Source organism: Pseudomonas sp. 7SR1, from assembly GCF_900156465.1.
In the GTDB taxonomy this organism is placed as follows: Bacteria; Pseudomonadota; Gammaproteobacteria; order Pseudomonadales; family Pseudomonadaceae; genus Aquipseudomonas.
This window is the reverse complement of the sequence record NZ_LT707064.1, coordinates 752922-775000: the sequence shown is the minus strand read 5'-3', so window position 1 is coordinate 775000 and position 22079 is coordinate 752922. Positions and strand designations below refer to the sequence as shown.

14 protein-coding genes and 2 rRNA genes (1 of these 16 only partly in view) are annotated in these 22079 nt (G+C 60.9%); 15 read left to right on the top strand and 1 reads right to left on the bottom strand.

What is annotated here, in order from left to right:
• The 8 genes from BW992_RS03675 to BW992_RS03640 all read left to right on the top strand — a co-directional run.
• Window positions 1-524 (top strand): 23S ribosomal RNA (locus BW992_RS03675) (it extends 2368 nt beyond the left edge of the window).
• A gap of 159 nt (window positions 525-683) precedes the next feature.
• Window positions 684-799 (top strand): 5S ribosomal RNA (gene rrf / locus BW992_RS03670).
• Between the two features lie 156 nt (window positions 800-955).
• A complete protein-coding gene (recC, locus tag BW992_RS03665) occupies window positions 956-4408 on the top strand; it encodes an exodeoxyribonuclease V subunit gamma (RefSeq protein ID WP_076405628.1) in 3453 nt (1150 codons plus the stop codon).
• Window positions 4405-8094, top strand: coding sequence for an exodeoxyribonuclease V subunit beta (recB, locus tag BW992_RS03660; protein ID WP_076405626.1), 3690 nt, complete (start codon window positions 4405-4407; stop codon window positions 8092-8094). Before recC ends, recB begins: the two co-directional genes overlap by 4 nt.
• Window positions 8091-10187: an exodeoxyribonuclease V subunit alpha gene (gene recD, locus BW992_RS03655; protein ID WP_076405624.1), complete on the top strand. Its 2097-nt coding sequence runs from the start codon at window positions 8091-8093 to the stop codon at window positions 10185-10187. Before recB ends, recD begins: the two co-directional genes overlap by 4 nt.
• Window positions 10188-10317: 130 nt before the next feature.
• Window positions 10318-10893 carry a YfiR family protein gene (locus tag BW992_RS03650; RefSeq protein WP_072388710.1) on the top strand — a complete coding sequence of 192 codons (576 nt, stop codon included), beginning with the start codon at window positions 10318-10320 and terminating at the stop codon, window positions 10891-10893.
• Window positions 10890-12140, top strand: coding sequence for a diguanylate cyclase domain-containing protein (locus BW992_RS03645; protein WP_072388708.1), 1251 nt, complete (start codon window positions 10890-10892; stop codon window positions 12138-12140). The genes BW992_RS03650 and BW992_RS03645 overlap by 4 nt, the downstream gene beginning before the upstream one ends.
• Window positions 12141-12211: 71 nt before the next feature.
• A complete protein-coding gene (locus BW992_RS03640; protein WP_083568919.1) occupies window positions 12212-12664 on the top strand; it encodes an OmpA family protein in 453 nt (150 codons plus the stop codon).
• Here the strand turns inward: BW992_RS03640 and BW992_RS03635 are convergent.
• Window positions 12661-13608: a LysR family transcriptional regulator gene (locus BW992_RS03635; protein ID WP_072388704.1), complete on the bottom strand. Its 948-nt coding sequence runs from the start codon at window positions 13606-13608 to the stop codon at window positions 12661-12663. The two genes, BW992_RS03640 and BW992_RS03635, sit on opposite strands and share 4 nt — an antisense overlap.
• 138 nt (window positions 13609-13746) lie before the next feature.
• Between BW992_RS03635 and BW992_RS03630 the strand changes: the two genes are divergently transcribed.
• The 7 genes from BW992_RS03630 (at window position 13747) to BW992_RS03600 (ending at window position 22072) form a co-directional block, all read left to right on the top strand.
• The gene (locus BW992_RS03630) at window positions 13747-15273 is read left to right on the top strand and encodes a CoA-acylating methylmalonate-semialdehyde dehydrogenase (RefSeq protein WP_072388702.1); all 1527 of its coding nucleotides are present in this window, start codon (window positions 13747-13749) and stop codon (window positions 15271-15273) included.
• 10 nt (window positions 15274-15283) lie between these two features.
• A complete protein-coding gene (gene mmsB, locus BW992_RS03625; protein ID WP_072388700.1) occupies window positions 15284-16171 on the top strand; it encodes a 3-hydroxyisobutyrate dehydrogenase in 888 nt (295 codons plus the stop codon).
• A 241-nt stretch (window positions 16172-16412) separates the two neighbouring features.
• Window positions 16413-17375, top strand: a complete 963-nt coding sequence (locus BW992_RS03620) for a proline dehydrogenase family protein (protein WP_076405622.1) — start codon at window positions 16413-16415, stop codon at window positions 17373-17375.
• Window positions 17376-17385: 10 nt separating this feature from the next.
• Complete coding sequence (locus BW992_RS03615; protein WP_076405620.1) at window positions 17386-18447, top strand: threonine aldolase family protein; 1062 nt, start codon at window positions 17386-17388, stop codon at window positions 18445-18447.
• The gene (locus BW992_RS03610; RefSeq protein ID WP_072388693.1) at window positions 18444-19748 is read left to right on the top strand and encodes a hypothetical protein; all 1305 of its coding nucleotides are present in this window, start codon (window positions 18444-18446) and stop codon (window positions 19746-19748) included. The genes BW992_RS03615 and BW992_RS03610 overlap by 4 nt, the downstream gene beginning before the upstream one ends.
• Entirely contained in the window at window positions 19745-20953 is a 1209-nt protein-coding gene (locus tag BW992_RS03605; protein ID WP_072388691.1) for an MFS transporter, read from the top strand. The genes BW992_RS03610 and BW992_RS03605 overlap by 4 nt, the downstream gene beginning before the upstream one ends.
• Window positions 20954-20956: 3 nt before the next feature.
• Window positions 20957-22072, top strand: a complete 1116-nt coding sequence (locus BW992_RS03600) for an aminotransferase class V-fold PLP-dependent enzyme (RefSeq protein WP_072432059.1) — start codon at window positions 20957-20959, stop codon at window positions 22070-22072.
• Window positions 22073-22079 lie beyond the last annotated feature (7 nt).

The window sequence follows — 22079 nt, the reverse complement described above, 5'->3', positions numbered from 1 at the left end:
AGGTCTTAGTGATCCGGTGGTTCTGTATGGAAGGGCCATCGCTCAACGGATAAAAGGTACTCCGGGGATAACAGGCTGATACCGCCCAAGAGTTCATATCGACGGCGGTGTTTGGCACCTCGATGTCGGCTCATCACATCCTGGGGCTGAAGCCGGTCCCAAGGGTATGGCTGTTCGCCATTTAAAGTGGTACGCGAGCTGGGTTTAGAACGTCGTGAGACAGTTCGGTCCCTATCTGCCGTGGACGTTTGAGATTTGAGAGGGGCTGCTCCTAGTACGAGAGGACCGGAGTGGACGAACCTCTGGTGTTCCGGTTGTCACGCCAGTGGCATTGCCGGGTAGCTATGTTCGGAAAAGATAACCGCTGAAAGCATCTAAGCGGGAAACTTGCCTCAAGATGAGATCTCACTGGAGCCTTGAGCTCCCTGAAGGGCCGTCGAAGACTACGACGTTGATAGGCAGGGTGTGTAAGCGCTGTGAGGCGTTGAGCTAACCTGTACTAATTGCCCGTGAGGCTTGACCATATAACACCCAAGCAATCTGTCGACTCGACAGAGACCAGATTGCGGTGTTGTGAAGACGAAACGAACCGAAAGTTCGAACGTGCTTGCAAGCAACACACAAACTATCGCATACCCATTCGCTGGAACGTGACCGTAAGGCACGCGCTGGCTACCGAATTTCTTGACGACCATAGAGCGTTGGAACCACCTGATCCCATCCCGAACTCAGAAGTGAAACGATGCATCGCCGATGGTAGTGTGGGGTTTCCCCATGTGAGAGTAGGTCATCGTCAAGATTAAATTCCGAAACCCCTATCTGCTGATGCAGGTAGGGGTTTTGTTTTGCCTCCAGGAAAGTTCTTACGACAGACGCGGACCGTTCCCGGCTGTCACAACTGCCCGACAGTGCTAAGGTTCGGCCCTAGCTTATGCTCTTTCCAAGGATGCCTTCTATGCCGGACGCAACGTCCCTCAGCCCTGCTTTCATGGTGGTTCACGGAAATCGCCTGGATGAGTTGCGCAGTCTGGTCATCAGCTTGATGCGGCGGTATCCGCTGGCCCCTCTTGAAAATGAAATCGCACTCGTACAAAGCAACGGCATTGCCCAGTGGCTCAAGCTCGCATTGGCTGAGGATCCGGAAGATGATGGTAGCGGTGGCTGCGGTATCGCAGCTGCCATCGATGTGCAGTTACCAGGCAGCTTCATGTGGCATCTCTATCGTACGGTTTTGGGACGTGACGAAATTCCCGCCAATTCCCTGCTCGACAAGGCCCCGTTGACCTGGCGACTAATGCGTCTCCTGCCGCAATTGATCGAGCAGCCTCATTTCGAGCCACTGCGCCGTTTTCTGACCCACGACACCGACCTGCGCAAGCGTTACCAGTTGTCCGAGCGCCTTGCCGACCTGTTCGATCAATACCAGGTGTACCGTGCCGATTGGCTTGAGGATTGGGCAGAGGGCCGACATCAAACGAGAAATGTGCGTGGTGAAGCCAAGGCGCTTGCACCGGCCAATTGCTGGCAGGCCGAACTGTGGCGAGCCTTGCTACTGGATGTGGGAGAGCAAGGCATGGCTCAAAGCCGTGCTGGCGTGCATCAACGATATATCGAACGGATCAACAGCTTGGAGAGCCCACCCAAAGGCCTTCCAAGCCGGGTCATCGTGTTCGGCATTTCTTCGCTACCCGCCCAGGCCCTCGAGGCGCTCGCCGGTCTGTCACGGTTCAGCCAGGTGCTGCTGTGTGTCCATAATCCCTGCCGCCATCATTGGGCGGATATCGTGGCTGACAAGGACCTGCTACGGCATCAATACAAGCGTCAGGCGCGAAGGGCCGGTATGCCTGCCGTTCTCGATCCGCAAACTCTGCATCAGCACGCTCATCCTTTATTGGCAGCCTGGGGCAAGCAAGGGCGCGACTATATCAACCTGCTCGACAGTTACGACGATCCCAACAGTTATCGTTCTGTTTTTCGAGATGGACGAATCGACCTGTTCAGCGAAGGCAATCCCACGACGCTCCTCAATCAGTTGCAGGATGACATTCTTGAGTTGCGCCCCTTGGATGAAACCCGCGCAACGTGGCCCGCCGTGGATACAGGGCGAGACGGGTCCATTCGGTTTCATGTGGCCCACAGTGCCCAGCGTGAGGTCGAGATTCTTCATGACCAGTTGCTGGCTCATTTCAGTGCGGATCCTACGTTGCGTCCCCGGGATATCATCGTCATGGTTCCGGATATCGACAGTTATGCACCGCATATCCGCGCCGTGTTCGGCCAGCTCGACAGGACGGATCCACGTTTCATTCCGTTCACCCTGACCGACCAGGGGCAGCGCGGAAGGGATCCCTTGCTGATTGCTGTCGAGCATCTGCTGAAGCTGCCCGATAGTCGCTTTCCTGTAAGTGAGATCCTGGATTTGCTGGATGTCCCGGCACTGCGCGGGCGTTTCGGTATCGATGAAGCCGATTTGCCGACCCTGCATCGGTGGATCGAGGGCGCGGGTATTCGCTGGGGCATGAGTGCCGATCATCGTGCCGCGTTGGGACTGCCCGCGGAGCTTGAGCAGAACAGCTGGCGTTTTGGTCTGCGTCGTATGTTGCTGGGGTATGCCGTTGGCAGTTCGGATGCCTATGAGGGAATTGAACCTTACGATGAAATCGGCGGCCTCGATGCGGCGTTGATCGGCCCGTTGGTCGCCTTGCTGGATGCTCTGGAAGTCGCTCATCAGGCGCTTACTCAGCCAGCAGCGCCGCAGACATGGGGGGCGCGTTTGCACGACCTGATGCAGCTGTTTTTCCTGGCGGGTAACGAGCATGAGGATCATCTGCTGGCCCAGCTCGAAGACCTGCGCGAAAACTGGCTGGAAACCTGCGAGTCGGTTGGTCTGCAGGATGAGCTGCCGCTGACCGTGGTGCGTGAAGCCTGGCTGGCAGGCCTTGACCAGGGGCGACTGTCCCAGCGTTTTCTCGCCGGAGCGGTGAACTTCTGCACGCTGATGCCAATGCGGGCAATCCCTTTCAAGCTGGTTTGCCTGCTGGGGATGAACGATGGCGATTATCCACGGGCCCAGCCGCCGTTGGATTTCGATCTCATGGGCAGCGACTATCGTCCGGGCGATCGTTCCCGGCGTGAGGATGATCGTTACCTGTTGTTGGAAGCGCTGCTCTCGGCCCGGGAAAAACTCTACATCAGTTGGGTGGGGCGCAGTATTCGCGACAACAGCGAACGACCGGCATCAGTGCTGATAGGACAATTGCGCGATCACATCGCCAGTGGCTGGCGGCTGGGGGGTACTGGTGAGGATCTTCTCGAGGCGCTGACCCTGGAGCACCCTCTGCAACCCTTCAGTGCCCGTTATTTTCTCCAGGGCGATGAGTTGTTCAGTTATGCCAGCGAATGGCGGTTGCTGCACGGCGATCGCAACACGGCTCTCAGCCCGCCTTTACTGGAGCCATATGTGCAGGAAGAACCCCTGAGCCTCGGACAGTTGCAGGATTTCATGCGCAACCCCGTCCGCCATTTCTTCAGCCAACGACTCAAGGTGTTCTTCGAGACCATCGAGGCTCCGCTGGCCGATGACGAGCCTTTCGTTCTCGATGCCCTTGAACGCTACAGCCTGAGTGACAGTTTACTGGAGGCTGCCCTGGCACGTATGGATCAGCCGGATCTCGCCCTTTCGGCCCACGCCAGGAGGCTTCAGAACAGCGGCCTGTTACCAATGGCCGGTTTTGGTGAATGCCTGCAGCGCGAGCTGATCGAGCCCTTGCCTGACTTGCTCCAGCGTTATCAGCAGATCCTCGCGTCATGGCCTGTACCACTGACCAGCGCCGTGCCGGTCAGCCTTCAGTTGCAGGGAGTGAGTGTCGAAGGATGGCTTAGTGGCCTGCACCAGCGTTCCGATGGCGCCGTCCTTGCCATTACTGCAATACCCAACAGCATCGGCTCTGCGAAGACTCGTAAATGGCATCGTCTCATCCGACCCTGGGTAAACCACCTGGTGGCATGCGCCAATGGCTTGTCGATGACTACCGCACTGGTGGCCAGCGATGACAGCCTGCTATTGCCGCCTTTTGAAGAAACTGTCGCTCAAAGATTGCTTGGAGATCTGTTACAGGCCTGGCAGGCCGGCATGCGCCAACCGTTGCCGGTCGCGGTGAAGACTGCCTTTGCCTGGCTTGGCCAGCCCGAGCCGGTCAAGGCCATGGCGGCTGCTCGGAAAACCTACGAAGGCGATGGGCAGAACTCTGAAGGCGAGCGACGGGAGAGTCCTGCCCTGGCCCGGCAATTTGCCGACTTCGAAGCCCTGATGGCTGAGGAAACGTTTCCCGACTGGTGCAATGCGCTTTATCGGCCGCTGTTCGAGGCTCCATGGCGTTCGGCGGCTGGCGAGGAGGCACGCTCATGAGCCGGCAGACACCGTTGGCCCTGGCGTTTCCCCTGCATGGAAGCCAGTTGATCGAGGCCAGCGCCGGTACTGGCAAGACCTTTACCATCTCGGCGTTATACCTGCGCCTGGTACTGGGTCATGGTGGACCGGCGACCGGGTTTGGTCGCGAGCTGCTTCCTCCACAGATCCTGGTGGTGACCTTTACAGACGCCGCTACCAAGGAGCTGCGTGAGCGTATCCGTACTCGCCTGGCCGAAGCGGCACGTTTCTTTCGTGACGAGATACCGGCCCCGGACTCACTGATCGTCCAGTTGCGCGGCGAATTTGCCGAGGAGCATTGGCCTGCCTGCGCCAATCGGCTGGACATCGCCGCGCAATGGATGGACGAAGCCGCGGTTTCGACCATTCACAGCTGGTGCCAGCGCATGCTGCGCGAGCATGCTTTCGACAGCGGCAGCCTGTTTACCCAGACCCTGGAAACCGACCACAGCGAGTTGCTCGGCGAGGTGTTGCGCGACTACTGGCGGATGTTCTGTTATTCAATGCAAGGCGAGGCGCTGAACTGGGTGCGGGCCCATTGGGGTGGACCGGCTTCCCTGTTGCCGCGAGTGAAGGGACTGTTCGCCAGCGAGCATGGCAATGGCGAGGGACCCGAGCCGGCCGAGCTCATCGCCGCATCGCTACGCGAGCGCAGTGCTGCCTTGCTCGATCTCAAGGCACCCTGGCGGCAATGGGCGGTGGAACTGCTGGAAATCTGCCAGCAAGGTGTTGCCAACAAGCTTGTCGATGCGCGCAAGATGCAGGCTCGCTACTTCGAGCCTTGGTTCCAGAAGATTTCTGCCTGGGTAGAGGACGAAAGCGTCGAGTTGTTGGACATCGGCACCGGCTTCACCCGGCTGACGCCCGAGGGCATGGCGCAGGCCTGGAAGGGAGAGGTGCCCAGTCATCCAGGACTGGACGCCATGGTCGGTCTCAAGGCCAGCCTGGAAGCCTTGCCTACTCCGGATGCCGCAGTGTTGCAACATGCGGCGCAATGGGTTGGGGCGCGTTTCGAGGCGGAGAAACGCCGACGCGCAGAGATGGGGTTCGACGACATGCTGCTGCGTCTGGATGCGGCGCTGCAGGCCGAAGGCGGCGAGCGCCTGGCGAGCCTGATCCGTGAACAGTTTCCAGTTGCGCTGATCGATGAGTTCCAGGATACCGACCCGGTTCAATACCGGATCTTCGAAAGCATCTACCGTATCGAAGGCAACAACCCTGAAACCGGCCTGTTCCTGATCGGTGACCCGAAACAGGCCATCTATGCCTTTCGCGGCGCCGATATCCACACTTACCTGCGGGCCCGAGTAGCCACCGCCGGCAGGTTGCATACGCTGGGGACGAATTTCCGTTCCAGCCATGCCATGGTGGGTGCGGTAAACCATGTTTTCCAATACGCCGAATCTCGTCCGCAGGGGCGTGGAGCGTTCCTGTTTCGTGAGGCTTCCGGGAACAATCCGGTGCCGTTTTTGCCCGTCGAGTCACAAGGGCGCAACGAGTTCCTGCAGATTGCGGGCCAGGCCGTCACGGCAATGAACATCTGGCACCTGCCATCGGAACAACCGCTTTCCGGCGCGGTGTATCGACAGAACATGGCGGCGGCCTGTGCCAGTGCAATCACGGGGTTGCTCAATGGGGGCCAGGCCGGTCGCAATGGCTTCATGGACCCTGAAAGCGGACTCCGTCGGTTGTTGCCTGCAGACATTGCCATCCTGGTGCGCGACGGCAAGGAAGCGCAGGCCGTGCGAGATGAGCTGTCCGCACGGGGCGTGCGCAGTGTCTATCTATCGGACAAGGATTCGGTCTTTGCCTCGCAGGAGGCGCGCGACCTGCTGATCTGGCTCAAAGCCTGCGCCGAGCCCGATGTCGAACGGCCGCTGCGGGCTGCGCTGGCCAGCATTACCTTGAACCTGCCGTTGACGGAGCTGGAGCGGCTCAACCAGGACGAGTTGGTATGGGAAGCCCGGGTCATGCAATTCCGTGGCTATCGCACGGTTTGGCGGACCCAGGGGGTACTGCCCATGCTCCGGCGGCTGCTGCATGACTTCGAGCTGCCCCAGGCGTTGATGGCGCGCAGCGACGGTGAGCGGGTACTGACCAACCTGCTGCACCTGTGCGAACTGCTGCAGCAGGCCGCCGGAGAGCTGGATGGTGAACAGGCCCTCATTCGACACCTGTCGGAGCACCTGGCGTTGTCCGGACAGGCCGCAGAGGAGCAGATCCTGCGCCTGGAAAGCGATGAGCAACTGGTCAAGGTGGTTACGATCCACAAGTCCAAGGGGCTTGAATACCCGCTGGTGTTTCTTCCGTTCATCTGTTCGACCAAGCCGGTGGATGGTACCCGCTTGCCTCTGCACTACCACGATGAATCGGGAAGGGCGCAGGTCAGTCTCAGGCCCACCGTCGAGTTGATTGCCAGGGCCGACGAGGAGCGCCTGGCCGAGGACCTGCGTCTTCTCTACGTGGCACTTACCCGTGCCCAGCATGCCTGTTGGCTGGGTGTCGCCGATCTCAAGCGAGGGAGTAACAACACCTCGATCCTGCATTTGTCCGCGTTGGGCTATCTGCTGGGTGGCGGAACGCCGCTGGCCGACTCGGTGGAGCTGAAGCGCTGGCTGGAAGACCTGCAACAAGGCAGCGCGACCGTGAGTTGCCAGGAGATGCCCCTGGCGACCGACGAGCATTACCAGCCTCCACGCAGTGAGGCGGTATTGCGCGAACCGCTCAAGCCTGCCCGCAAAGCCAGCGAGAACTGGTGGATTGCCTCCTACAGTGCGCTACGTATCGGTGAAAGCCTGAGTGCGGGCAGTGACGCCGCGCCGGAGGACCCACAAGCCCAGAAACTGTTCGACGACGAGCGACTCGATCCGGAGGCTCCAAGGGCAGTTGCCGTTGCTGGCGGCGATATCCATCGTTTTCCCCGTGGCCCCAACCCGGGCACCTTCCTTCATGGTCTTCTGGAGTGGATCGCGGGCGAAGGATTCGCGGCTGCGCCCTCGGTCATCGAAGACGTCATTGCCCGGCGTTGCAATCGTCGAGGCTGGAAAGGCTGGATCACGACGCTGAATGACTGGCTGCAACACCTCGTGGCCCTGCCTTTGCAGATTGGCAGCAACCAGGCGCCCGTGGTGCTCGCGCATCTGGACCAGTTCCAGGTCGAAATGGAATTCTGGTTCGCCAGCCACAAGGTCGATGTTCTCAAGCTGGATCAACTGGTCTGCCAGTTCACCCACGGTGGCGTGGCCCGCGTCGCCGCGGAACCCGTGCTGCTCAACGGCATGTTCAAGGGGTTCATCGACCTGACGTTCGAGCACGACGGTTGTTATTACGTGGCGGACTACAAATCCAACTGGCTGGGGGCCGATGACGCGGCCTATACCTCGCAGGCGATGGAGCAATCGATCCTGGATAATCGCTACGATCTGCAATACGTGCTGTACCTGCTGGCGCTGCACCGCCAGCTCAAGGCGCGCCTGCCCGATTATGACTACGACCGCCATGTCGGCGGCGCGTTGTACCTGTTTCTTCGTGGCACCCGCGCCACCAGTCAGGGCGTGTATTTCACCAGGCCTGCTCGAGCCTTGATCGAACAACTGGATCGTCTGTTCCAGGGCGTACCCGAGCCCAAGGCCGAGCCGGCATGGGTACAGGGAGAATTGCTATGAGTCGTTCTTTCGCCGATCTGCTGCCCGGCACCTCCGACGACGACAGCCCGGTAGAGCTGTCGCCCCTGAGTCGTGCCGATGACCTGTTGCGGCTGCTGACCCGTTGGGTCGAGCGAGGATGGTTGCGTGCCTTGGACAAGGCGTTCGTCGCGTTCCTCCAGGAGCTGGCGCCCGACGATGATCCACTGGTGCTGCTCGCCGCCGCGCTCACCAGTCATCAGCTGGGGCATGGGCATGTCTGCCTGGACCTGTACGAAACACTCAAGGAACCGGATTTTGCCCTGTCGCTACCCCCCGAGGGCGACCTGCAGGCCGGGGCAATGCTGTTGCCTTCACAGTTACTGCAAACCCTGGACGGGGCTCAATGGTGCAGAACCCTGGCCTCCAGCCGTCTGGTGGCCCTGGCTGCGGACCAGAGCGAGGAGGCAAGGCAGCGCCCGCTGGTGTTGTCAGGTAAACGGCTTTACCTGCGTCGTTACTGGAGCTATGAGCGGCGGATCGACGAGGCGCTGCGGCAACGGCTTGCCGAGCGGGACGCGGCGCCCGATGATCTGCGCGAGCGTCTGGATGGCTTGTTCGGGACGGCTGCCGGCCCGGGGGCGATCGATTGGCAGAAACTTGCCTGTGCCTTGGCCACCCGCGGCGCCTTCAGCATCGTTACCGGAGGGCCGGGAACCGGCAAGACCACCACTGTCGTGCGCTTGCTGGCCTTACTCCAGGCACCCGCCGTCGAGGCCGGCAAGCCGCTGCGCATTCGCCTGGCCGCGCCCACCGGCAAGGCCGCGGCACGCCTGACGGAGTCCATCAGCCAGCAGGTCCTGAGCCTGGAGGTGAGCGCCGCCGTACGCGAGCGCATTCCCTGCGACGTGACCACCGTCCACCGTCTGTTGGGCAGTCGGCCCGGGACCCGTCATTTCCGCCACCATGCGGGTAACCGGTTGCCATTGGATGTGCTGGTGGTCGATGAGGCCTCCATGATCGACCTGGAGATGATGGCCAATCTGCTGGATGCATTGCCGGCCCAGGCCCGTCTGGTGCTGTTGGGAGACAAGGATCAACTGGCCTCGGTGGAGGCCGGTGCGGTCCTGGGGGACTTGTGTCGAGACGCCGAAGAGGGCTGGTACACGCCCCGGACTCGGGCCTGGCTTGAATCGGTCAGCGGCGAGAACCTGGCGACCAGTGATCTGCAGCAGGACCTCGACGGCACCCATCCGTTGGCCCAGCAAGTGGTCATGCTCAGGCATTCACGACGCTTCGGCGAGGGCAGTGGTATCGGCCAACTGGCTCGCTGGGTCAACCAGCAGCAAGCCGAAAAGGCTCGCCAGCTCCTGCAGGGCAAGCAGTATGCCGATCTGTTCTCCCTGGCGCTGAAGGGGGAGCACGATGATGGGCTGGAGCGCTTGCTGCTCGAGGGGCGCACGGAGGGCCCCCAGGGGTACCGACACTACTTGAATGTGTTGCGACAACGGCGCCCGGACACTTCCCGCCCCTTGGACGACCATTGCTGGGCCGACTGGGCTCGGGAAGTCCTGTCGGCATTCGATGCTTTCCAGTTGCTCTGTGCCGTGCGCAAGGGCCCGTGGGGTGTCGAAGGGTTGAACCAGCGGATCACTGCCGCGTTGCTCAAGGCCCGTCTTATCGACAGCGATCATCACTGGTACGAAGGGCGCCCGGTGTTGATGACTCGCAACGATTACGGGCTGGGGCTGATGAACGGTGATATCGGCATTGCCCTCAGGTTGCCCGAGCGTGAGGGGCCGGAGGCGGGCAAGCAGGTCCTGCGGGTCGCATTCCCTCGTAACGATGGGCGAGGTGGTGTGCGTTTTGTCCTGCCCAGCCGCTTGAATGACGTGGAAACCGTCTATGCCATGACGGTGCACAAGTCCCAGGGCTCGGAGTTCACCCATACGGCCTTGATCCTTCCGGATGCGCTGAACCCTGTGTTGACCAAGGAGTTGGTATACACGGCCATTACCCGTGCCAAGCAGTGGTTCAGCCTGATCGAACCCCGGGCGGGCGTGTTCGAGGAAGCGGTTCGGCGCAAGGTCAAGCGGCTGAGCGGGTTGATGCTGGATCTGGACCGGGACGACTGAATGATTCGGCTTTCTTAGGTCGGTCGCGATTCTGCCTGCTTCTGTCAGAAGAGACGTAGGACGCTGTCTCGCTGGGTTTTTGGCACTGTGCTATCGTTCCGGCATTTATCGGACCGACAAGAGATTCTTCATGGATGTGGCTGGTCGAGAGGCGGCGCGCAGCAAGGGTTGGAAGCATTACTTGCTTGCCAGTCTTCTGGGCCTGTTGCCGCCTGTGATCGCTGCTCAGGATCAGGCAACCACGACCAGGGCTGAACAGCGAGCCGAGTCGGTGACCCAGGTGGTATTGGGCATTCTCAGCTACGCCCGATGGCCGGTGGAGCCCACGCAGTTGCAACTGTGCATCGTCGGGCCGACCCAATATACCGATGACCTGGTCAAGGGGACCGCCCAGGCCACGGGCCGACCGGTCACCGTCCAGCGTCTGTTGGCAGATCATCCCGGCATCGCGACCGACTGTAACGCGGTCTATGTGGGACGGCTCACCAGCGAGGAGCGCACCCGTCTGTACGCCTCCTTGATCGGCAAGCCGGTCTTGAGCATCAGCGAAGGAGGCGACCCATGCACCGTGGGCAGTCTCTTCTGCCTGCGGGTGGGTGACGAGCAGGTGTCGTTCGAGGTCAATCTCGATTCCGTGGCACGCAGCGGCGTGCGTATCCATCCCAGTGTCTTGCAGCTTTCCCGACGCAGGCCGGCGGCACCATGAGCCTGTCCACCCCAAGGATTCTTCCTACCCTGGGCTCGGTCATCGGGCGCGGTCACTTGATCGTCGCGTTGGTGGCGATCGCCATGGCCAGCATTTCCCTGACCTTGCTCGGTGTCCTGGCGCTGCGGGTATACGCCGACCACAACCTGCACCTGATCGCGCGTTCGATCAACTACACCGTGGAAGCGGCCGTGGTGTTCGATGACTCGGCTGCCGCCACCGAAGCGCTGGCCTTGATCGCCAGCACCGAAGAGGTGGCCGACGCCCAGGTGTTCAATGAACACGGTCGCTTGCTGGCGCGCTGGCAACGACCGGAAACCGGCTTGTTGTCTGATCTGGAAATGCACATCGCCAAGGCCTTCCTGGAGAAGCCCATCAGCCTGCCTATTGTTCACCAGGGCCAGGCCATCGGCAGCGTCCTGCTGGCGGGACACGGCGGCAGCCTGTTGCGCTTCCTGCTCAGCGGCCTGGCGGGGATCATCCTCTGCACGGCGGTCAGTGCATGGATGGCGTTGTACCTGGCCCGGCGTCAGTTGCGGGCGATTACCGGCCCTTTGCGTTGCCTGGCGGAAGTGGCCCACGCCGCGCGCAGCGAGCGGGCCCTGGACCGGCGGGTACCACCGGCCGCCATCGCTGAACTGGATAACCTGGGCAATGACTTCAATGCACTGCTCGCCGAACTCGAATCCTGGCAGACCCACCTGCAAAGCGAAAACGAAAGCCTGGCCCACCAGGCCAGTCACGACAGCCTGACCGGATTGCCCAACCGGGCGTATTTCGAAGGCCGGCTGATTCGCGCCCTGCGTAACGCCAGCAAGCTCGACGAGCAAGTGGCCGTGCTGTACCTGGACAGTGATCGGTTCAAGGGGATCAACGACAATTTTGGTCACGCTGCGGGAGATGCGGTGCTGACGGCTGTGGCAACCCGGGTCCGGGCGCAGTTGCGTGAGGATGACCTGGTGGCGCGGCTGGGCGGGGATGAATTTGCCGTGCTGCTCTCGCCGTTGCACAAGCTGGAGGATGCCGAAATGATCGCTGAGAAAATCATCGCCAGCATGGAAATGCCGATCCAGTTGCCCGGCAATGCCTCGGTGCTGACTTCCCTGAGCATCGGCATTGCGGTGTATCCCGAGCATGGCACCACTCCAGGCGCCTTGTTGCATGCCGCCGATGCAGCGATGTACCAGGCCAAGCGTCTCGCCCGGGGAGGGCGACATTCGTCGGGGGCGGAGCACCCCGTTGCTTAACCACAATCAGGAGCCAATCCGTGCGTTCATTTTTCCAATCCAGCCTGCGACGGTCCTTCGTATTTCTGTTCATGGCCATCCTGGCCATGGGTGGTTGCCAGACCACACCGCCGAAAGGGCTGACTCCGGCGCAAATCACCGTACTGAAGGAGCAAGGCTTCAAACTGACCGATGAGGGTTGGGCGTTCGGCCTGTCGGGCAAGGTGTTGTTCGGCAGCGACGTGGAAACCCTCAACCCGGCCAGTACCGAGATCGTCGAGCGGATTGGCAAGGCCCTGCTGGGGGCTGGCATCGAACGGGTACGCGTCGATGGCCACACCGACGCATCTGGCTCCCAGGCGTATAACGAACAATTGTCGATACGGCGCGCCAACAGCGTCGGCAAGGTCCTGACCAGTGTCGGCATGCGCGAAGAGAATATCCAGCTGCGCGGCCTGGGCAGCAGCAAGCCAGTGGCCTCCAATGACACGGCCAGCGGGCGTACCGAGAACCGTCGAGTCGCCATCGTGGTCATCGCCGACTAGTCGGCGAACACCATCTCCCGGCTGTCTCCCATCAGCAGCGACCGGTTCTGTTCGGTCACTTCGCGAATGTAATCCCACAACAAGGTGATCCGCTTCAACTTGCGCAGATCCTCCCGGCAGTACATCCAGAACTGCCGGGTGACGTTGATTTCCTCCGGTAGCACGGGCAGCAGGTCTGGATCCTGGGCGGCGAGGAAGCACGGCAGGATCGCCAAGGAGCGCCCTTGCTGCGCCGCCACGTACTGCGCGATCACGCTGGTGCTGCGCAGATGGGCATTGGCCCCAGGCAGGACATTCGCCAGGTAGAGCAGCTCGGAACTGAATGCCAGGTCGTCGACGTAACTGATGAACGAATGCTTGCCCAGATCCGCCGGGCGCTGGATGGGTGGGTGATTATCGAGATACGACTGGGTAGCGTAGAGCTGCAAGCGGTAATCACACAACTTGCAACACACGTACGGGCCGTGTTCGGGGCGCTCGAGCGCGATGACGATGTCGGCTTCTCGCTTGGAGAGGCTGATGAAGTGCGGCAGCGGGAGGATGTCCACCGAAATGGCCGGGTAGGCATCGACGAAGTGGCTCAGTTGCGGCGTGATGAAGAAACTGCCGAAGCCCTCGGTGCAGCCCATGCGCACGTGGCCGGACAATGCGACGCCAGACCCCGAAACCTGCTCGCAGGCCATGTGCAGGGTGCTCTCGATGGACTCGGCGTAGCTGAGCAGGCGCAGGCCTTCGGCGGTGAGCACGAAACCGTTGGTCCGGGATTTTTCAAACAGCAGCGTTCCCAGTGAGGTTTCCAGCGAGCTGATGCGACGCGACACCGTGGTGTAGTCGACAGCGAGGCGTTTGGCCGCCGTGCTGGCCTTGCGGGTGCGGGCCACTTCCAGGAAGAACTTGAGGTCGTCCCAATTCAGCGACCCCAGGGAGGTGATGTTTTTTTGCATGATGGACCGGTTTTTATGTGCGTTCTTATTAGAAGTTTGCACATCTATACTCCAAAAACCGTCTCATCACCAAGGTCTCTGCATACCTTGGCCTTTGCTCGAAACAGCGCTCCCTACAAGAACAATCCGGAGGCCAGCATGAACGTTTCCCTCACGCCCAGCGACACCACCCTGCAAACCGTCAAACTGTTGATCGATGGCGAGTGGGTCGAATCCCGCTCCAATGAATGGCACGACATCATCAACCCGGCCACCCAGCAGGTGCTGGCGAAAGTCCCGTTCGCCACCGCGACGGAGGTCGAGTCCGCCATTGCCGCGGCCCAGCGCGCGTTCCAGACCTGGAAGCTGACGCCCATCGGCGCGCGGATGCGCATCATGCTAAAGCTCCAGGCATTGATTCGCGAGCATTCGAAACGCATTGCCGCGGTGCTCAGCGCCGAGCAGGGCAAGACCCTGGCGGATGCCGAGGGCGATATTTTTCGCGGCCTGGAAGTGGTCGAGCATGCCTGTTCCATCGGCACCCTGCAGATGGGCGAGTTCGCCGAGAACGTCGCCGGCGGCGTCGATACCTACACCTTGCGCCAGCCCATCGGCGTGTGTGCCGGGATTACTCCATTCAACTTTCCGGCGATGATTCCGCTGTGGATGTTCCCGATGGCCATTGCCTGCGGCAACACCTTCGTCCTCAAGCCGTCGGAACAGGATCCACTGTCGACCATGTTGCTGGTGGAGCTGGCGATCGAAGCCGGCGTGCCGGCCGGCGTGCTCAATGTGGTGCATGGTGGCAAGGACGTGGTGGATGCGCTGTGCACCCACAAGGACATCAAGGCGGTTTCCTTCGTCGGTTCCACGGCGGTCGGTACTCATGTGTATGAGCTGGCGGGGCGCCATGGCAAGCGTGTGCAATCGATGATGGGCGCCAAGAACCACGCCGTGGTGCTGCCGGATGCCAATCGCGAACAAACCCTCAATGCCCTGGTCGGTGCCGGTTTCGGTGCGGCGGGCCAACGCTGCATGGCCACTTCCGTGGTGGTGATGGTGGGCGCGGCCAGGCAATGGCTGCCAGAACTCAAGGCCCTGGCACAGAAGCTCAAGGTCAATGCGGGCAGCGAGCCGGGCACCGACATCGGTCCGGTGATTTCCAAGCGGGCCAAGGCGCGGATTCTCGAGTTGATCGAGAGCGGCGTGAACGAAGGCGCGAAGCTGGAACTCGACGGTCGCGACATCAGCGTGCCGGGCTTCGAGCAGGGCAACTTTGTCGGCCCGACCCTGTTTTCCGGCGTGACCACCGACATGCGTATCTACACCGAGGAAATCTTCGGTCCGGTGCTGGTGGTGCTGGAAGTTGACACCCTGGATCAGGCGATTGCCCTGGTCAACGCCAACCCATTCGGCAACGGCACGGGGCTGTTCACCCAGAGCGGTGCGGCGGCGCGTAAATTCCAGAGCGAAATCGACGTGGGCCAGGTGGGGATCAATATCCCGATTCCGGTTCCGGTGCCGTTCTTCAGCTTCACCGGCTCCCGCGGTTCGAAGCTTGGCGACCTCGGTCCGTACGGCAAACAGGTGGTGCAGTTCTACACTCAGACCAAGACCGTCACCGCCCGCTGGTTCGACGACGACAGCGTCAATGACGGTGTGAACACCACCATCAACCTGCGTTAAGGAGCCGGACATGAACATCGCATTTATCGGTCTGGGCAACATGGGCGCCCCGATGGCGCGCAACCTGCTCAAGGCTGGCCATTCGCTGAACCTGTTCGACCTGAACCAGACGGTGCTGGCTGAACTGGCGGCGCTGGGTGGCACCATCAGCACCTCGCCTCGCGATGCGGCCCAGGGCGCTGCGCTGGTGATTACCATGCTGCCGGCCGCCGCCCATGTGCGCAGTGTCTGGCTGGGTGAGGACGGCGTGCTGGCGGGGATTGCCACCGGCACTCCGGCAGTGGATTGCAGCACCATCGACCCGCAGACCGCACGTGATGTCGCTGCCGCAGCCGCCAGGCAAGGCGTGCCCATGGCCGATGCGCCCGTCTCGGGTGGTACCGGAGGCGCGGCAGCTGGCACGCTGACGTTCATGGTCGGCGCCACCGCCGAACTGTTCGCCACCTTGCAGCCGGTGCTGGCTCAGATGGGCCGTAACATCGTGCATTGTGGCGAGGTCGGGACCGGGCAGATCGCCAAGATCTGCAACAACCTGCTGCTGGGCATCTCGATGGTGGGGGTCAGCGAGGCCATGGCCCTGGGCGATGCCCTGGGCATCGACACCCAGGTGCTGGCGGGCATCATCAACAGTTCCACCGGACGTTGCTGGAGTTCGGATACCTACAACCCTTGGCCGGGGGTGATCGAAACGGCGCCGGCCTCGCGTGGCTACACTGGCGGTTTCGGGGCCGACCTCATGCTCAAGGACCTGGGCCTGGCCACCGAGGCTGCGCGGCAGGCTCATCAACCGGTGGTGTTGGGGGCGGTGGCACAACAGCTGTATCAGGCGATGAGCCAGCGCGGCGAGGGTGGCAAGGATTTCTCGGCCATCGTGAACAGCTACCGCAAGCCTCAATAACCATTGCCTGATGCTTGTCCCCGCCTGAACCGCGGCGGGGACAATATGAGCGTCCGACGTTTCGTGAAGCTGTAATAAATAATATTTAATGTTGGGTTCGCTCCGTTATTCCCGAGTTTCATATATATATGAAACTTTGGAGAATTGGAGCGGGCCATTATTATTCGAGGGTTGACAGACAAAAATCGTTGCACAATACTCGGCGCTCAGGACGAGCACTACATATCAAGGAGCGATACCCATGCCTTCGCAGGATACATGCGTACTTACGGCTGCCGGCCTAAAAAAATTGGCACTCAATCAGGAATGTCGAGATGCCTTCAATAGGGACTCGTTATTCTTCAGGTTATTTGAGCGCGCCGCGCAGCGCTACATCGTTTCGTCCAGCCTGGACGGGCTTCCTGAAAAGTTGAAACTGCTCTGGGACAAGGGTTACAGGCTGGGTGTCGAATATGTCGGCGAAGAAAACCATGATCCGCGAGTGGTCCAGGCCTTTGTCGATGAATACTTGAAATCCATTCAGGTTTTCGCCAAGGCCAAATTAACTCCCCAGTTAGGTTTCGATTTAAGCGCCGTGGGTATGCTCATATCCGCGGAAACTGCTTATCGCAACGCAGCCACTATCTTGTCCGCCGCTGCGGAACATAATATTCCAGTGATGATCAGCATGGAACATTCCTCCGCGGTCGATAAGATCCTGGAGATATATTCCAAACTGGCCCCCGACCATTCAAATGTCGGCCTTACTGTTCAAGCCCATTTGCATAGGACGGTAAATGATCTGCCGGCCATCATTGGTCATGGTCGCAAGATCAGGTTGGTCAAGGGTGTCTATAACGAAGCGCCTGAAGTTGCTCTTCCTCGCGGTGCGGAACTTGATGAGCGCTATCTGAAACTGCTCGCCGATATCCTGGATGCCGGGGTCCCGGTCAGTTGTGCGACCCAGGACCCAGGCCTGATCCAGCGCATCTTCGACCAGGGCCTGCACACCCGGATTCACGAGTTGGAGATGCTCCACGGTGTGCAGCCCGAGGCGTTGCGCAAAGCCAGGGAGGCGGGGGTGGCCTGCCGGATAGCGGCGGTTTATGGCGACAGCTGGTACCTGCACTTCCTGCACCGATTGGCGGAGTCGCCTGAAAACGTCCTCGAGGCCTTGGCCGATTTCTACGATCCCTCCCGCATTGTCTTTGGCGCAGGTTACTAAGGAAGCCCTCATGTTTATCGATCTCAGAAGCGATACGGTCACCAAGCCAACGGAAGGCATGCGCAAGGCGATCTATCAGGCGGAAGTGGGGGACGATTGCTTCGGCGAAGACCCGACCGTACGAGCCCTGGAAGAATACTGCGCCCAGTACTTCCAGAAGGAGGCGGCGCTTTTCACCTCTGGCGGTACGTTGAGCAACCAGTTGGCGGTCAAGGCCATGACGAATCCGGGCGATGAGATCTTCCTGGATGCGTCCTACCACATCAATTTCTATGAATCTGCCTCGACATCGGCTTTTTCCGGGGTCAACTTCTCGCTATCGACCCACGACAGCGGGCTGTTCGATGTCAGCGACCTGGAAAGGCTCTACGCCTCCAAATGCCGCTGGAGCCAGAACTATGCCTTGCCCCGGGTGGTGGTCATCGAGAACACGCTGGGGTGCAAAGGCGGCGCGATCTTTCCCCTGCAACAGATGAACGACGTCTTCGCCTACGCCCAGGGCATCGGGGCCTATCGTTACCTCGATGGAGCGCGGATTCTCCATGCCTCCATCGCCTCCGGCATCGACGTGACGTCCTATACCGACAACGCCGACCTCCTGTCCATGTGCCTGTCCAAGGGCCTGGGAGCGCCGATCGGTTCGATCATGGTGGGCTCGCTGGAACTGATACAGCGGGCCAAGAAGTACCGCAAATGGTTCGGGGGCGACCTGCACCAGGCCGGCATGATGGCCGCCGCCGGACTCTACGCGATGCACAACCACGTCGAACGCCTGGCCGAAGACCACGAGCACGCGGCGTTGCTGTATCGACTGCTCGACGACATCGATCAAGCGCCGGCCCGCTACAAGGGCACCAACATGGTGACCCTGGACATTTCCGCCCTGGGGACCGCCCCGGTGCAGTTCGCCGGCTATCTGCGCCAGCAGGGCGTTGGCGGGCTGCCCTACAACGCCAGGGAGATGCGCTTCATGCCGCATATCAACATCACCCGTGACGATATCCAAAAGGCGGCCGGCATTATCAAGGATGCCGTGCGAGCCCTGAGCCAGGCCCGGGAGACGGTCAAGTGATCTACAAGAAGAATGTCGTGCTGATCGTCGATGCCTATTCGATCGGCAGCCTGATCGCGCCTGCTTTCATTTCCCGGGGGCTGGAGTGCGTACACCTGCGTTCCACCGCCAACGTCAACGAGTTCTACAAGCCCTGGTTCCGTCCCGCCGATTTCATCAAGGACATTCTCTACCGTTCGGATGCCGAGCTGCGCCAGGCCCTGTCCGGATATTCGGTGCAGTTCGTGCTGGCCGGTTGTGAGTTCGGTGTCGAACTGGCCGCTCACCTGGCTGCGCTGTTCGAAGTCGAGCGTCGGAACGACCCGAGCCATGCCATTCGCTGGCGCGACAAGTTCGAAATGCATGAGGCCCTGCAACGGGCCGGGGTGCGTTCGATCAAGCATTTCAAATCGGGGTCGCTGGCGGCGATCCAGGACTGGATCAAGGAGCAGAAAATCCTGCCCGTGGTCTTGAAGCCGATCAAGAGCGCCGGCTCGGACAACATCCATATCTGCACGCGGGAAAGCGAAGTCGAGCGAGCGTTCGAGATCATCAAGTCGAGCCGCAACCTCTTTCTCGAAGACAACGATGAAATCCTGGTCCAGCAATACCTGGACAATTGCGACTTCAAGTCCGAGCTGTCGGCGAGCAAGTCCAGCGATGTGGATATCGAGTATTGCGTCAATACCGTGAGCGTCGACGGCCAGCACTATGTCAGCGAAATCATCCGCGTCTTTCGCACCCGGATCGGCGACTCGCCGGTGCATGACTACAACCAGCTGATGTGTCCGGTGGACAACGCCGATGTCTACAGTCGGCTGTCGCGGTACATCTTTTCCGTGCTCGATGCGCTGGGCATCCGCCAGGGCGTCGGTCACAGCGAGCTGATGATCGTCGACGACGAACCGGTGTTGCTGGAAACGGCCGCACGCATGCCGGGCGGTATCGACCTGTCGGCCTACACCCGGGCCCTGGGGCATAACCAGTTGAGCCTGTGGATCGATTCGTTGGTCAATCCCGAGGCCTTCTTCGATTACCGTCAGCGGCCGCGCAAAAGGCTCTATTTCCACTCCAGTTGCGTGTTCCTGATCGCCCGACAGTCCGGGCTCATCAAGCGGGCGCCGGAGCTGGCGCGGTGGAAGGCGATTGCCGGGGTGCACAGCATCAAGATCCAGGACGAAGGTGAGCTCAAGGAAACCGTCTCCCTGGAAAACTGCCCTGGCCATGTCTTCATTCTCGGCAAGGATCGCGCCGCCATTCAGCACAGCATCGAACTGCTGCGCGAAGACGAGCCCGGCGTGTACAGGGACATGCTGGCATGAAGGACCTGTCGGGAGAGCTGACCGTGTCGGGGGAAGCCAGGGTCTACACCAGGCCGGTGGTGTTGTTGCTGTCGGCAACATTTGTCCTGACCATTGCCCGGGCCATGGCCTTGCCGTACCTGGTGGTCTATTTCTCCCAGGCGTTCGGCCTGGGCGTGACCGACATCGGCCTGGTGGTGGGCGGCGCGTTGATCGTCAGTTCCGTTCTGGGAGTGTATGGCGGCTTCCTGGTGGACAGGTTTTCCAACGACCGGATCCTGCTGGCCGCCGCGAGCCTGTTTGCCCTGGCCTTTGCCGTGGCATTCCAGGTCGGCAGCCTGGTGCCGTTCATCATTGCCATTGTGGTGGTGAACCTGTCCTATGCGGTGGTGGATATCGCGGTGAAATCGGGGATTGGTTTCCTGGTGACGCCGGACAAGCGCGGCGGCGTGTTTTCCATGAAATACACCCTGACCAACGTCGGCTACGCCATCGGTCCGTTCCTGGGCGTGCTGTTCGCCAAGATCAGTCCCGGCATGCCCTTCGCGGTCTCGGCGATCATCGGCGCGGGGTTCGTGGCGTTCTACAGCAGCCTGGGTGCGCGGCTGCCGCGGGCAGGACAGACGGAGCGCACGAACCAGCCGTTCGCCCGCGTGCTGGTCCATCTGGTGCGCAATTACCGGCTGGTCTGCTTCACCATCGGAGGTGTCCTCAGTGCCATCGTGTTCGGACAGTTCACGGCTTATCTGTCGCAATACCTGATCGTCACCAGCACCCCCGAGAACACCTACCGGATCATCAATTACCTGGTGACCACCAACGCTTGCGTGGTGATTGGCTTGCAATACCTGATCGGCTCCAGGATCCACCAGAAGAACCTGTTCCGCATGCTGATGCTGGGCATGGCGTTCTTCATCGCGGGGCTCATGGGGTTCGCTCATGCACAGGCCTGGATGGCCTGGGTGGTCGCGATGATCGTTTTCACCGTGGGTGAAATCATCATCATCCCGGCCGAGTACCTGTTCATCGATTACATCGCGCCGGAGGACATGCGAGGCGTTTACTACGGCGCGCAGAACCTCTCCAACCTGGGCGCGGCCCTGGGGCCTGTGCTGTGCGGATTCGTGCTGTCTCTGTATGCGCCCCAGGCGATGTTCCATGTGTTGTCGCTGTGCGTGGTCGCGGCCAGTGTTTTCTATTTCCTGGGTTCAAGGCGAAAGGGGTAATGGATGATCCATTTCAACACTGCGGGGTCGGGCATCATGTCCCCAGAGACATTGAGTCTGATGCAGGCCTACTTGCAGGAGGAAGTCGAGGCGGGCGCCTATGAGACCGAGCTGAATCATTCGCCTGTCCTGGACGTCGAGGTCTACGAAAACATCGCCCGCCTGCTGGGGGCTTCTGCACGCAACATCGCGCTGTTCGACGGCGCGACGAAGGCCTGGGTGACCGCGCTGGAGGCGCTGACCTGGTCCGAAGGCGATCGCGTTCTGGTCACGCCCTATGAATACGCGGGCAATCTGATCGCACTGTCTACGCTGCAGCGCCTGCATGGCGTGGTGGTCGACGTGATGCCGTTGCTGTCCGATGGCAACCTGGACCTGCACTGGCTGGCCCGGCACATGAGTGCGCAGGTCAAGCTGGTCTCGGTGGTCCATGTGCCTTCCTGCTGCGGCATCGTGAACGACATCGCGGCGGTGGGAAACCTGCTGCGGGATTTTCCTTGCCTGTATTTCGTCGACGCCTGCCAGTCGGCGGGAATGCTGGCGCTGGATGTGCAGGCCATCGGTTGTGACGTGCTGACCGCCGCTGGCCGGAAATTCCTCTGCGGACCACGGGGCACGGGCTTTGCCTTTCTTTCCGAGCGTTTCCTGGCTACCGCGCGGCCTCGTTTCACCGATCTGGGACGGGCCAGCGTGGATGTGCATGGCACGGTCCATCGGACGCTCGAGGATGCGCGCGGCTTTGAATACGCCGAACGCAACAATGCCGCCGTGGTGGGGCTGAACCAAGCGATCAAGGAGCGTCTGTCGAAGGCCTACGGCACGGAATCCGAACGCTATCGCAACCTGTTCGAGCGGCTGGCGACGATGCCCGGCATCAACCTGATTGCCCCAGGCACGCAGCACCAGGGCATCATCGCCTTCACCCATGCCCGCTGCCCGGCCACGGAGCTGGTCGCCTACCTGCGCTCGCGCGGCGTCAACGGCTGGCCTGGGTATGCGTCGCATACGCCGTACTTCATGTTGAAGCAGGGGCATGAGCGTTTCGTACGCTTGTCCGTCAACGCCAGTAACAGCGTCCGGGATATCGATGAAGTCATCGCATTACTGTCGCAACTTTGAATGACCG

Bases quoted from the DNA above. Each gene is read 5' to 3' on its own strand.
- recC (WP_076405628.1), top strand. From the start codon at position 956: ATGCCGGACGCAACGTCCCTCAGCCCTGCTTTCATGGTGGTTCACGGA.
- recB (WP_076405626.1), top strand. From the start codon at position 4,405: ATGAGCCGGCAGACACCGTTGGCCCTGGCGTTTCCCCTGCATGGAAGC.
- recD (WP_076405624.1), top strand. From the start codon at position 8,091: ATGAGTCGTTCTTTCGCCGATCTGCTGCCCGGCACCTCCGACGACGAC.
- BW992_RS03650 (WP_072388710.1), top strand. From the start codon at position 10,318: ATGGATGTGGCTGGTCGAGAGGCGGCGCGCAGCAAGGGTTGGAAGCAT.
- BW992_RS03645 (WP_072388708.1), top strand. From the start codon at position 10,890: ATGAGCCTGTCCACCCCAAGGATTCTTCCTACCCTGGGCTCGGTCATC.
- BW992_RS03640 (WP_083568919.1), top strand. From the start codon at position 12,212: ATGGCCATCCTGGCCATGGGTGGTTGCCAGACCACACCGCCGAAAGGG.
- BW992_RS03635 (WP_072388704.1), bottom strand. From the start codon at position 13,608: ATGCAAAAAAACATCACCTCCCTGGGGTCGCTGAATTGGGACGACCTC.
- BW992_RS03630 (WP_072388702.1), top strand. From the start codon at position 13,747: ATGAACGTTTCCCTCACGCCCAGCGACACCACCCTGCAAACCGTCAAA.
- mmsB (WP_072388700.1), top strand. From the start codon at position 15,284: ATGAACATCGCATTTATCGGTCTGGGCAACATGGGCGCCCCGATGGCG.
- BW992_RS03620 (WP_076405622.1), top strand. From the start codon at position 16,413: ATGCCTTCGCAGGATACATGCGTACTTACGGCTGCCGGCCTAAAAAAA.
- BW992_RS03615 (WP_076405620.1), top strand. From the start codon at position 17,386: ATGTTTATCGATCTCAGAAGCGATACGGTCACCAAGCCAACGGAAGGC.
- BW992_RS03605 (WP_072388691.1), top strand. From the start codon at position 19,745: ATGAAGGACCTGTCGGGAGAGCTGACCGTGTCGGGGGAAGCCAGGGTC.
- BW992_RS03600 (WP_072432059.1), top strand. From the start codon at position 20,957: ATGATCCATTTCAACACTGCGGGGTCGGGCATCATGTCCCCAGAGACA.